Origin of the sequence: Pseudomonas sp. SWRI22 (assembly GCF_014268395.2) — a bacterium.
In the GTDB taxonomy this organism is placed as follows: domain Bacteria; phylum Pseudomonadota; class Gammaproteobacteria; order Pseudomonadales; family Pseudomonadaceae; genus Aquipseudomonas; species Aquipseudomonas paracarnis.
In genome coordinates, this window is record NZ_JABWQK020000001.1 from 2,188,602 (window position 1) to 2,200,932 (window position 12,331).

12 protein-coding genes and 1 tRNA gene are annotated in these 12,331 nt (G+C 60.2%); 9 read left to right on the plus strand and 4 right to left on the minus strand.

What is annotated here, in order from left to right:
• Positions 1-69 precede the first annotated feature (69 nt).
• The 5 genes from HU730_RS09740 to HU730_RS09760 all read left to right on the plus strand — a co-directional run bounded on the left by HU730_RS09740 (position 70) and on the right by HU730_RS09760 (position 3,737).
• Positions 70-146, plus strand: a tRNA-Met gene (locus HU730_RS09740).
• Positions 147-274: 128 nt separating this feature from the next.
• On the plus strand, positions 275-1,054 hold the full coding sequence (locus HU730_RS09745; protein WP_072446973.1) for a PhzF family phenazine biosynthesis protein: 780 nt from the start codon (positions 275-277) through the stop codon (positions 1,052-1,054).
• Between the two features lie 38 nt (positions 1,055-1,092).
• Positions 1,093-2,922 (plus strand): gamma-glutamyltransferase, encoded by a 1,830-nt coding sequence (gene ggt / locus HU730_RS09750; protein ID WP_186526978.1) that lies wholly within the window; start codon positions 1,093-1,095, stop codon positions 2,920-2,922.
• A gap of 193 nt (positions 2,923-3,115) precedes the next feature.
• Positions 3,116-3,436, plus strand: coding sequence for a transcriptional regulator (locus HU730_RS09755; protein WP_186526979.1), 321 nt, complete (start codon positions 3,116-3,118; stop codon positions 3,434-3,436).
• Complete coding sequence (locus HU730_RS09760; RefSeq protein WP_019817027.1) at positions 3,423-3,737, plus strand: helix-turn-helix domain-containing protein; 315 nt, start codon at positions 3,423-3,425, stop codon at positions 3,735-3,737. The genes HU730_RS09755 and HU730_RS09760 overlap by 14 nt, the downstream gene beginning before the upstream one ends.
• A 22-nt stretch (positions 3,738-3,759) precedes the next feature.
• Here the strand turns inward: HU730_RS09760 and ddlA are convergent, their stop codons facing one another.
• Positions 3,760-4,857 (minus strand): D-alanine--D-alanine ligase, encoded by a 1,098-nt coding sequence (gene ddlA / locus HU730_RS09765; protein WP_072446969.1) that lies wholly within the window; start codon positions 4,855-4,857, stop codon positions 3,760-3,762.
• Between the two features lie 162 nt (positions 4,858-5,019).
• Here ddlA and HU730_RS09770 point away from each other — a divergent pair, with 162 nt between their 5' ends.
• Entirely contained in the window at positions 5,020-5,829 is an 810-nt protein-coding gene (locus HU730_RS09770) for an AraC family transcriptional regulator (protein WP_034128111.1), read from the plus strand.
• 139 nt (positions 5,830-5,968) lie between these two features.
• On the opposite strand, the gene HU730_RS09775 is transcribed toward HU730_RS09770, so the two are convergent.
• From HU730_RS09775 to HU730_RS09785, 3 genes are all read right to left on the minus strand, one after another.
• The gene (locus tag HU730_RS09775) at positions 5,969-6,544 is read right to left on the minus strand and encodes a flavin reductase family protein (protein WP_186526980.1); all 576 of its coding nucleotides are present in this window, start codon (positions 6,542-6,544) and stop codon (positions 5,969-5,971) included.
• Between the two features lie 60 nt (positions 6,545-6,604).
• Positions 6,605-7,921, minus strand: a complete 1,317-nt coding sequence (locus HU730_RS09780) for a PAS domain-containing methyl-accepting chemotaxis protein (RefSeq protein WP_054897165.1) — start codon at positions 7,919-7,921, stop codon at positions 6,605-6,607.
• Positions 7,922-8,017: 96 nt separating this feature from the next.
• Positions 8,018-8,350 carry a DUF2790 domain-containing protein gene (locus HU730_RS09785; RefSeq protein WP_014716799.1) on the minus strand — a complete coding sequence of 111 codons (333 nt, stop codon included), beginning with the start codon at positions 8,348-8,350 and terminating at the stop codon, positions 8,018-8,020.
• A gap of 226 nt (positions 8,351-8,576) precedes the next feature.
• On the opposite strand from HU730_RS09785, the gene HU730_RS09790 reads away from it, so the two are divergent.
• The 3 genes from HU730_RS09790 (at position 8,577) to HU730_RS09800 (ending at position 12,295) form a co-directional block, all read left to right on the plus strand.
• Positions 8,577-9,896, plus strand: a complete 1,320-nt coding sequence (locus tag HU730_RS09790; protein WP_054921782.1) for an OprD family porin — start codon at positions 8,577-8,579, stop codon at positions 9,894-9,896.
• Positions 9,897-10,232: 336 nt separating this feature from the next.
• The gene (locus HU730_RS09795; RefSeq protein ID WP_060764123.1) at positions 10,233-10,907 is read left to right on the plus strand and encodes a heavy metal response regulator transcription factor; all 675 of its coding nucleotides are present in this window, start codon (positions 10,233-10,235) and stop codon (positions 10,905-10,907) included.
• Complete coding sequence (locus HU730_RS09800; protein WP_186526981.1) at positions 10,904-12,295, plus strand: heavy metal sensor histidine kinase; 1,392 nt, start codon at positions 10,904-10,906, stop codon at positions 12,293-12,295. Before HU730_RS09795 ends, HU730_RS09800 begins: the two co-directional genes overlap by 4 nt.
• Positions 12,296-12,331: the final 36 nt, after the last annotated feature.

Sequence of the window (12,331 nt, forward strand, 5' to 3'; positions counted from 1 at the left end):
AAGCGTAGAAAAAAATTCAACAAAAACGCTTGACGCATTGCCGTTCCAAGCGAATAATGCGCGCCACTTGGCTACATAGCTCAGTTGGTTAGAGCATAGCATTCATAATGCTGGGGTCCGGGGTTCAAGTCCCTGTGTAGCCACCAAGTACTAAAAACGGCTTACCGAAAGGTAGGCCGTTTTTTTATGCGCGCAAAAAACTCCCTAACTGTATTTTGACGCCCCCCTACCCCACTGTTAGTGTCCAGCCTCCCCTGAACACGGAGTGCCCCCGATGCAACTGGACATCTACCAAGTCGACGCTTTCAGCCACCATCCCTTCGGCGGCAACCCGGCAGCAGTGTGCCCGCTCACCGAGTGGCTGCCCGACGAGCAACTGCAGCAGATCGCGGCCGAGAATAATCTTTCGGAAACCGCGTTCTTTGTACCCCGTGGCGAGTTCTATGAGTTGCGCTGGCTCACGCCGGAAGTTGAGGTGGACCTGTGCGGCCATGCCACGTTGGCAGCCGCGTGGGTATTGATCCACAAATTGGCGGACGCCCCGCAGGTTCTGCGCTTTGCCACCCGTAGCGGCGAGTTGCGGGTAACGCGCAACGGCGATGAGCTGGCGATGGATTTTCCGGCAAAGAAACCCGAACGCTGCGAGCCGCCCCACGGCATGTTGAGTGCCCTGGGGCTTGAAACCGCCGAGGTGTTTGGCACCGACGACTATATTGTGCTGGTGGAGGATGAAGCGCAGGTAGCGGCCCTGGCACCGGACTTTGCGCGACTCAAGGGCCTGCCTAAACGCGGCATTGCGGTGACCGCCAAGAGCACGCGGTTTGATTTTGTCTCGCGCTGGTTCGGCCCGAATGTGGGCGTCAATGAAGACCCGGTTACCGGCTCGGCGCACACCTCGCTGGCACCGTTCTGGGCCGAGCGCCTGGGCAAGCCGCAATTGAGCGCCGAACAAGGCGGCCAGCGTAAGGGCCAGTTGCGCTGTGAACTCCAGGGTGACCGGGTGATTATTTCCGGCAAGGCCGTGCTGTACATGCAAGGCACGATTTACCTGTAAAAAACGCAGTAGCCCAAGGACCACAGCACCTTCTCAACATGAACGGAGTTCAGCGCGTGTTTTTGATTTCCCGCCGCAGCCTGACAGTCATCGCCGCAACCCTGGCCCTCGCAGCCTGCCATACGCCCGTCAACGAACAGCCTCCGGCGCCAGAGCTGGGCTCGGGCTATCGCACCGACCTGAGCACCCGCCACGCCGAGCGCCATATGGCCGCCGCCGCCAACCCACTGGCCGCTGAAGCCGGGCGTGAAATGCTGCGTCAAGGCGGTTCAGCCATTGATGCGGCGATTGCCATGCAAGCGGTATTGACTCTGGTGGAACCGCAGTCGTCCGGCATCGGCGGCGGTGCGTTCATCATGCTATGGGATGGACAACAGGTGCAGGCTTATGACGGCCGTGAAACAGCACCGGCCGGGGCGACAGAGCGTCTGTTCCTGAAGGCCGACGGTACGCCGATGGCGTTCACAGACGCGCAGATTGGCGGGCGCTCGGTGGGCACGCCTGGGGTATTGCGCGCCCTGGAGATGGCGCACAAAAAGAGCGGCCACCTGCAATGGGCCAGGCTGTTCGAACCGGCAATTCGTCTGTCGGAGCAAGGCTTTGCCATTTCCCCACGCTTGCACAGCTTGATCGCCGCTGACCGCTTTATCGCGCAATCACCCGACATGGCGGCGTACTTCCTGAATGCCGACGGCTCGCCAAAAGCCACCGGTACACGATTGAAAAACCCGGCACTGGCCGCGGTGTTCAAGCGCATCGCCAAGGAAGGGCCGGATGCTCTATACCAAGGCCCGATTGCCGATGAAATCGCACGCAAGGTACAGGGCCATCGCAATGCCGGCAGCCTGTCCCAGGCCGACCTCAAGGGCTACGCCGCCAAGCAGCGCGCACCGCTGTGCACCGACTACAAACAATGGAAGGTCTGCGGCATGCCACCGCCGTCCTCGGGCGGGATTGCCGTGGCGCAGATCCTGGGGACATTGCAGGCGCTGGAAACCCGCGACCCACGCCTGGCCATCGCCCCCATGACACCGGTCAAGAGTGTTTCGCCGGCCGGGCTTGAGCCGACACCCGAGGCCGTGCACCTGCTCGCCGAAGCCGGGCGCCTGGCCTTTGCCGACCGCGCGCTGTACGTGGCCGATGCAGACTTCACCCCCGTCCCGGTCGCCGGCCTCGTCGCGCCAGGTTACCTGGCACAACGCGCCACGCTGATCGGCGAGCGCAGCATGGGCATCGCCAAGCCCGGCCAACCCGCCGGTATTCAGGTGGCGTACGCACCAGACCGCTCGCCGCTGCGCATCTCCACCTCACAGGTGGTGGCGGTGGACGACCAGGGCGGCGCCGTGTCGATGACCACCACGGTTGAAGCGGCATTCGGCTCTCATGTGATGGTCCAGGGCTTTTTGCTCAACAACCAGATGACCGACTTCTCGTTCATCCCCGCAGAAAACGGCCAGCCTGTGGCCAACCGCGTACAACCGGGCAAACGCCCACGCTCGGCCATGGCGCCGACCCTGGTGTTCGACCGCAACACGGGCGAACTGCTGGCTACCGTCGGCTCCCCCGGCGGCTCGCAGATCATCGAGTACGTGAGTAAATCCCTGGTGGCCATGCTCGACTGGAAGCTCGACCCGCAGGCGGCCATCAGCCTGCCTAACTTCGGCAGTCGCAATGGTGCTACCGAGTTGGAAGCTGGGCTGTTCAGCCCGGCGCTGAAACAGGTGCTCAAGGACAAGGGCCACGCCCTGAGCGAGATCGAGATGACCAGCGGCGTGCAGGCCATCGTGCGCACACGGGATGCCCACGGCAAGGTGACGCTCAGTGGCGGTGCTGACCCTCGGCGTGAAGGTGAGGCGTTGGGTGACTAAGACGTTGATCTATCCGTACAGGCTTATAAAAAAGACCTGCACCCTTACGCCTTAAATCCTACGCGGAGCGCCAGAACTCAAAGTGCCATGTCATCTTTTGCGATAAAAACCTTCTTGAGCAGCCCCATCTCACCTGCGATTTTCTGGCCCGCCCTTTCTTGCCAGAGGCTACGTCAAAGACGTAGAATTTCGCGTGTTCACTCTCATAGAATCCCCTCTCTTCAGCAGGCAATGGCCTGACTATTGGACTGAAGATGAAAAAGGTATCTTCATGGCGTTTCTCGCCAGCCATCCTGATGCTGGAAATGTCATTCCGCGCTCGGGAGGTGGCCGAAAGATACGCTGGAGCATGGAGGGCCGGGGTAAAAGTGGATCAGTGCGGGTCATCTACACCACACAACTGGAGTGCGGAGCAGTCGTCGCGCTACTGATTTATGGCAAGAGCGCCACGGAGAATATTCCGGCACATATCCTGTACAAAATCGCAAAGGAAATGAACCATGCCACTCACTGATAAAGAACTGAAGGAACGTGACGCCAAACGCAATATAGGCGAAGAACTACTCACAGCCATTCAGGATGTCAAAGCGGGACGTTACGGTGCCGTGCAGCACGTTGAGGTCACTCAGGCTGCCGAAGCAAGAAGCAAGACAGGGCTCTCACAACCCAAATTTGCCGAGCTTCTGGGCGTGTCAGTAAGAACCCTTCAAGAATGGGAGCAAGGGCGTCGCGCACCTTCCGGAGCAGCACGTTCGCTACTGCATATTGCGGCCATAAGGCCGGACGTTTTTCGCGAAGTACTCAGTAACGCCTGATCGCGTTACTGCTTCGGGCCAATCACTGGCGGTTGATCTTCAAGCCCTTGCGCCCCGCATGCCGCTCCAACGCCAACTCAATCAACCGGCTCACCAACTCGCTGTAGCTCATGCCCGCCGCCTGCCACAGCTTGGGGTACATGCTGATGCGGGTAAAACCGGGCAGTGAGTTGATCTCGTTGATCAGCACTTCGCCGTCCTGCGTCAGGAACACATCCACCCGCGCCAACCCGGCGCAGCCCAACACTTCAAACGCCTCAATGGCCAGGCTGCGAATCCGTTCGCTGGCTTCGTGACTGATCGCCGCCGGCACCACCACCTGAGCAGCCTGGCCATCGATGTATTTGCTGTCGTAGGAATAGAAACCACTGCTCACCACGATCTCGCCACAACCGCTGGCGATGGGCTCGTCATTGCCCAGCACGGCGCATTCGATCTCACGGCCCTGGACGGCGGACTCCACCAGCACCTTCTCATCAAACCCCAACGCCAGTTCAACGGCAGCGCGGTACTCGGCTTCGCTGCCGACTTTGCTTACCCCCACCGACGAACCCTGGTTGGCGGGCTTGACGAACATCGGCACACCGAGCTTGCCAGCGGCCGTTTCAAATGAGGTGCGCGCCGCATTAGCTCGCGTAAGGGTGATGAACGGCGTGACCGCAATACCCGCGTCGCGCAGCAAGCGCTTGCTGATGTCTTTGTCCATGCACACCGCCGAGCCGAGCACGTCGGAACCGACGAAGGGCAAGTCCGCCATGCGCAGCAAGCCTTGCAGGCAACCGTCTTCACCGAGGGTGCCGTGGACAATCGGGAAGATCACGTCGATGTGTTCCAGCATGCCCTGCCCGGAGGTTTCCACCACTTGCTGGCTGGCCTTGCCGGGCACCACGGCCAATTCACGGTTGGACTGGTTGAGGGCGATGAGCGCCGGGTTTTCCTGGTTGAGCAGGAAGTTCGAGGTGTCATTAAGGTGCCAGTGACCGGCCTTGTCGATACCGATCAAAACCGGCTCGAAGCGTGAGCGATCAAGGGCATCGACAATGTTGCGCGCCGATTGCAGCGAGACCTCATGCTCAGCCGAACGGCCACCAAAAATAATCCCTACCCGCACCTTGCTCATGACCCGGCCTCACTGTTGAAAGTAAGGCTTCTTACCATGGGTGGTTAGCGATTCGCTACCCGATGTGCATTGCCCCACACCTGCACAATCGTACAAGACCCCGGCAGACAACCGGTGCAGACTCAGTTAACGTGTTTCCACTTCCTTTTGTGACAAGTCACCATGGGCAACCCCATCCACTCCCTCGACTGGCTGCACCGCGCGCCCCACGCCAGTGGCCTTGACCGTATCGAGGCGTATTTTGCCGGCTTCGCCTTCGACCCTCATCGCCATGACACGTACGCCATCGGGCGCACGTTGTTCGGCGTACAGAGTTTTCATTATCGCGGCGGCACGACCCACAGCCTGCCCGGCACCACCATGGTGATCCACCCCGATGAAACCCATGACGGCCGTGCCGGCAGCGATGAAGGCTTCAAGTACCGGATGATCTATGTGGAGCCGGCGCTGATCCAGCAGATCCTCGGTGGGCAGCCGTTGCCGTTTATCCCCGGCGGCTTGTCCACCGACCCACGGCTGCACCGCGCCAGCGAAGTGTTGCTGCAAAGCCTGGATTGCCCGATTGACCCGATGCAAGAGCAAGACGCCCTGTTCGACCTGGCCCACGCGCTGAGCGCTGCGTCCGGGGCCATCATCCGCCGTAAATCCTTCGACTACATCGCGGCCGAACGCGCCCGTGAATTCATCCACAGCGCCCTGGGCCGCAGCATCACCCTGGATGAAATTGCCGACCACGCCGGCCGCGACCGGTGGGCGTTATCGCGGGATTTTCGTTTGTTATTCGGCACCAGCCCCTACCGCTACCTGACCATGCGCCGACTGGACCTGGTGCGCCACTTGTTGGCCCAGGGCCAATCGTTGGTGGATGCGGCGATGACCGCAGGCTTCACCGACCAAAGCCACATGACCCGCCAATTTCGCAGCACCTACGGCATGCCGCCATCGCGTTGGGTGAAAATGCTCGGACGCTGAGTACTGGGTTGGAATACGTTCAAACTGTGGGAGCTGGCTTGCCTGCGATGCAGACACCTCGGTACATCAGATACACCGAGGTGATGCCATCGCGGGCAAGTCAGCTCCCACAGTTGATCTTCGTGGCTTTGCGCCTCTGTCAGAGCTGGCGCCCGACAATCGGTTGGCCAATGGCCAGGAAATTCCCGCCCGCCACATGGTGCAACGTGCGCAGTTCATCATGCCCTTCAAAATGCCAGCGGCCCTCGCTGAATACCCGCTCATCAGCATAGGCCGCGACCACTTCGCCCAGGAACAGGTCATAGGTCTGCTGATTATGCGGCTCGGGCAGCAAGCGGCATTCCAGCCAGGCCACGCAGCCTTCCAGCATCGGCGCCTCGGTGTGCTCACCGCTGAAAGTGTGCAGGCCGTAGGCTGCGAATTTGTCGGTTTCAACGCCGCGGGTATTGCCCACCGTCTGCACCAGATCAGCCTGCACAACACAAGGCACCTGCAGCACAAAAGTGCCGGCGCCTTCAAGTAGCTGGCGGGTCCAGGTGGCCTTGTCGAGCACCACCGCGACTTTCGGTGGTTCGAAATCCAACGACATGGCCCAGGCAGCGGCCATGATATTGCGCTGGCCGTTGTGGGCTGCACTCACCAACACGGTCGGCCCGTGGTTGAGCAAACGGTAAGCCTTGGACAATGGGACGGGGCGACGGAACGTAGGGCTCATGGTCGATCAGCTCTGCAAGCGAGAAAAGACCTACGATACCTCAAGCACAAGCCCGACAGGTCAGCTCGACAGCTGATTGGCAAACTGCCCGACCGCACTCACTACTTTTTGCGCACCGTCCTGAATCTCGACGATCACGGTACCCGCCTCCGCCGCCAGGGCCAGGCCCTGCTCGGCTTGCGCACGACCGTCGGCCATCAAGGCCACCGCGTCGCGGGCCATGTCCTGGTTCTGGCGCACCACACCAACAATTTCCTCGGTGGCTTTGCTGGTACGTGACGCCAATTGCCGTACTTCATCGGCCACCACCGCAAAGCCACGCCCCTGCTCACCGGCACGCGCCGCTTCGATGGCGGCGTTGAGCGCCAGCAGGTTGGTTTGCTCGGCAATGCCGCTGATGGTCTTGACGATGCTGCCGATCACTTGGGACTGGGCATTCAACGCCTCGATGCCTTCACCGGCCTGTTGCATGTGCTGGGCCAGGTCGCGCATAACGTCCACGGCCTGGGTGACCACGGTGGTGCCGCGCTGGGCGCTGTCGTCGGTTTGCAAAGAGGTGCTGTAGGCAATATTGGCGGCCTCGGCCACTGCCTGCTCGCGGTTGACCTGGTCGGTAATGACCGTGGCGAACTTGACCACTTTGTACAGCCGCTCATTGGCGTCCAGCACCGGGTTGTAGGTGGCCTCCAACCACACCAGGCGGCCGTGGCTGTCCACACGTTTGAAGCGCGCGGCGACGAACTCACCGGCGTTCAGGCGCTTCCAGAACTGTTGGTATTCGGCACTGTTGTATTCCTGTGGCTCACAGAACATACGGTGATGCTTGCCTTCGATCTGCGCCAGGCTGTATCCCATGGCGCCGAGGAAGCGGTCATTGGCGGTGAGTACATGCCCCTCCAGGTCGAACTCGATCAACGCGGTGGAACGCATCAGTGCAGTGATCAGGTTTTCATGTTCACGCGAGCTCTCGATGGTGCGGGTAAGGTCGCTGGAAAAAATCGAAAACTGCTTGATGCGCCCCTCCGAACTGCGCACCGGCTGCACGATTGAGCGCAACCAGGCTTCCTTGCCATTGCCGCGCATCAGGCGTACGGCGCCGGCAAAGTGTTCGCCGCGGGCCAGCGCGTGCTTGAAGCGCAGTTGGAACTCGTCCTGGCGCACATGTGCCGGCACCAGGTCTTCGATAGCACGCCCGACAATCTCGCCCAGCGAATAAGCCAGTTCCTGCAGGAAGTTGGCATTGGCCCACTCCACACGGCCTTCAGGGTCCAGTGTCAGGCAGAGCATTTCGCTTTCCAGGCTCTCTTTCACCTGGAGCAAGCTCGACAATTCTTCGCGCAGAGCGGTCAGCTCCTGCTTCAGGCGGGTATTGAACATGGGGCACCGTTAGGCAAGTGAGGTAGGTGTACTCACTTGCATCGGCGCTGCCGGGGTTTTCTGAAGAGCGCTTGAGCCCTGGGCCGAACTATATTTTCAACCGCCATTGTTACGGCATACGCCCATGACCTGATATTCCAGGGTATTGAGCTTGCCGCTGGAGTCTTCGTAGGTCATGCGCGACGGTACGGCGTTGCACGAGCGGATCGGCGGCGTCACGTTGACGACCTTGGCAATGTCCAGGTCCATGCCATAGCGGTACGCCTGGACCTCAGGCACCGGCTTGCCTTTTTTGATGGCGTACGCGGCCATGGCTTTCTCATTGCGCTCCATCATCAGGGCAAAGGTGCGGTCCCCACCCCCTTCGGCCAGTGCGCCAAATGACAACACAGCCGTTAATACAGCCAAACCTGCTTTATAAAAGTTCATCGCGGTTTCCTCGACTGAAAAGTTCAGTGTCGAGATTAACCAACCCACCCTGACGGCAGGTTCACCAGAACATTACTTATTTGTTAGATGGTCGTTAGTTCCCAGAATTGTAATGTGCAAGCCATGCAGTTGTTATCCGCCATTTGCAACTATCAGCCAGGGCCAGATCAATAAAAACGCCCGCCTCTATAAGAAGCCGATAACTGCCATCACCGAGGAGCGCATCATGAGCATTCGTCATTACACCCTTCCCTTTTCACTGATGGCTGCACTGCCCATGGCCGCCATGGCAGTGGAGGACAAGCCCGAGGGTTTTATAGAGGGCAGCCGCATCAACGTGCTGGCACGCAACTTCTACTTCAACCGCGATGACCGCAAAGGCCAGTCCAGCCCCACTGGCAATGGTTACTCCGAAGCCTGGGCCCAGGGTTTCATCGGCAAATTCGAATCCGGTTTTACCCAGGGCACCGTGGGTTTTGGCCTGGACGCATTCGCCATGTACGGCCTCACACTTGACTCGGGCAGCGGCCGCAGCGGCGGCAAAGGCTCGTTCGGCGTGCTGCCGGTGAACAGCGACAACCAACCGGAAAACAGCTACAGCAAAATCGGCGGCGCGGCGAAACTGCGCGTGCTGGACACCGTGATCAAGGCCGGCGACGTGTTCCCACTCACCCCGGTGGTGGCCTACGGCGACTCTCGCCTGTTGCCCGAGAGCTTTCGCGGCGTCACCCTGCAAAACACCAGTCTGGAAGGCTTGAGCCTGCAAGGCGGGCGCCTGAGCGGCATGAGCCAGCCCAGTGAAAGCGGCATGAACAAAGGCTTTGCCACCTTCTATGCAGGCAAGGTCGACTCGCCCTGGATCGCCTACTTCGGCGGTGACTACCAGCTCAACAGCCATCTGGGCTTTAGCCTGTACAGCAGCCGCTTGAAGGACGCCTGGGATCAGTACTACTTCGGCAGCAATGCCAATTACGCATTGACCGACGACGTGTCATTGTTCGGCGACTTCAACTACTACAAGGCCGTGGACGAAGGCCAGAAACGGCTCGGCGAGTTCGACAACAACATCTGGAGCGCCAGGCTCGGGGTCAAGGTCGGTGCCCACAGCGTGGCCGTGTCGCACCAGCGTAACAACGGCGACGATGACTTCGACTACCTGCGCCAATCAGACTCGATCTTCCTCAATAACTCGATCCAGTACAGCGACTTCAACGCGCCCAAGGAGCGCTCATGGATGGTGCGCTACGACCTGGACATGCAAGCGTTCGGCATTCCCGGCTTGTCGTTCATGACCCGCTACGGCAAAGGCACCGGCGCCGACTATAGCAACGCCAATGCCGTGTATATGCGCCGCGATGCAGCGGGTAACCCCTTGACCGATCAACGCCGCTGGGAACGGGATATCGAGGCCAAATACGTGGTGCAAAGTGGGCGTTTGAAGGATTTGTCCCTGCGCTTGCGCCAGGCCACCGTGCGCTCCAGTGCGTTTGAATCAGACCTGGAAGAAGTTCGTCTGATTGCCGAATACCCATTGGTCGTGCTGTAGCCCTTACATTCGCTCGCGATTAACTAACATCTGTTCACAAATAGCCAGTTATCAAAATTGTAATATTGGCCTCAGCTTCTCGTTAAGTGGAACTTTCTATACTCGCTTCAACTTATTCACCCGAGCACATTCATCTCTGAAGCTTTTGTGTAGCTCCTTTGGAAAGAGATGAATTTTTAACGCCCCGCTTGGGGCGTTTTTTTTGCCTGCGACACATGCGACCGACGGTCGCAGTTGACCCTAAAGCTACTTTAGCCTTCAGACTTTTCCCACTTCCGAACCCGCCGCCATAGGGACATGGGCGCCTTCTCTCCCCTAATTCAAGAGGTAACCCCCATGCGTATTCTTGTGGTTGAAGACGAGCAGAAAACCGCCGACTACCTGCAACAGGGCTTGAACGAAAGTGGCTACGTGGTCGACTGCGCCGCCAATGGTATCGACGGCCTGCACCTGGCCGGGCAACACGCCTATGAACTGGTGATTCTGGACGTGAACCTGCCGGGCAAGGATGGCTGGCAAGTACTGGAACAATTGCGCCGCAACGGCACCCAGCGCGTGATGATGCTCACCGCCCGTGGCCGGCTGGCTGACAAGATCAAGGGCCTGGACATGGGCGCCGACGATTATCTGGTCAAGCCGTTCGAGTTTCCCGAACTGCTGGCCCGCGTGCGCACCCTGATGCGTCGCAGCGAGCACATTCCACAGCCGGAAGTGTTCCGCGTCTCGGACCTGGAACTAGACCCGCGCCGCCACCGCGCTTATCGCGGCACCCGGCGCATCGACCTGACCACCAAGGAGTTCGCACTCTTGCAAGTGCTGATGCGCCAGGCCGGCGAAGTGCTGACCCGCACACAGATTATTTCCCTGGTGTGGGACATGAATTTCGACTGCGACACGAACGTGGTCGAAGTCTCCATCAGCCGCCTGCGCGCCAAGGTGGATGACCAGAGCGAGGTCAAGCTGATCCACACTATTCGCGGCGTAGGCTACGTGCTGGAAGCGCGCCCATGAAGACCGGCAGCCTGTCGATGCGCCTGGGCCTGACGGTCAGCCTGATGGGCGCGGGCCTGGTGTTGCTGCTGGCGACCCTGGCCTACCTGGCCCTCACCCATGAGCTGGAAAAACTCGCGCGAAAAAACCTGGAAAGCAAGATGGAACAGATCCAGCACAGCCTGGCCCTGGGCCTGGACGCCCATGCCATCCGCGCCCGCCCGCACTCGCTGATGGACCTGGTGATCGGCCACGACAATTTCCACCTGACCATCGTCGGTACCGCGCCCGATAACAGCGTGCTGCTGAACGTCGGCAGCAAGCCCCAGGAACCACTGCTCACCGACTTCAAGCCACGGGAAACCCTGGGCTACCTCAATTGGGTCGACAGCTACGGCAACCAGGTACTCAGTGCCTCCAGCTTGATGCGCCTGGCCAACGGTGAACGTGTGCGGGTGCTGCTGTCCCTGGACCGCATGGACGACCAGGCATTGCTCAGTGCCTACCTGCGCGCCACGCTGATTGCGCTGCCGCTACTGCTGATACTGATTGGCATGGGCGCCTGGTGGCTGGTGCAACGGGGCCTGGCGCCGTTGAAGCAGTTCAGCCAGGTGGCGGCGAAAGTCACCACCCAAGACCTCACCCATCGCTTGTCTGTGGACAACCTGCCCCACGAACTGGGTGAACTGGCCCACGGCATCAACGTGATGCTTGACCGCCTGGATGCCGGGGTGCAGCAACTCTCGCAATTCTCCGATGACCTGGCCCACGAACTGCGCGCACCCTTGACCAACCTCATGGGCAAGGCCCAGTTGACCCTGTCGCGTCAGCGCCCGCCGCAGGAATACAAGGCGGTGCTGGAATCCAACACCGAAGAACTCGAGCGCCTGGCGCGGATTGTCAGCGACATGCTGTTTCTGGCGCAGGTCAGCCACCCGGCGGCGCGGGCCTCATTCACCGAGGTGTCCCTGGCGCAGGAAGCCCAGCGCGTGATGGAGTTGTTTGCCCTGAGCGCCGAAGATAAAGGCGTCACCCTGAGCCTGCTCGGCGATGCCTGGCTGACCGGCGACCGCCTGATGATCCAGCGGGCGATTTCCAACTTGCTCTCCAATGCCATTCGCCACACACCCGAGGCCTCTACCGTGTTGCTGTTGGTGGAGACCTACGAGCAGAGCGTATCGCTGTCGGTGGGCAACCCGGGGCGAGGCATTGAAGCGCACCACCTGCCGCACCTGTTCGAACGTTTCTACCGCGCCGACAGCAGCCGTACCCGTGCAGAGGGCGGCACCGGGCTGGGGCTGGCCATCGTGAAATCGATCATGCATTTGCATCAGGGGCATGCTCATGTCACCAGCCAGCCTGGGCGTTTTACGCGGTTCAGCCTGGTGTTTCCTTCAAAGCCAGCCTAGGCCCAATGTAGGAGCGAGCTTGCTCGCGAAAAACGT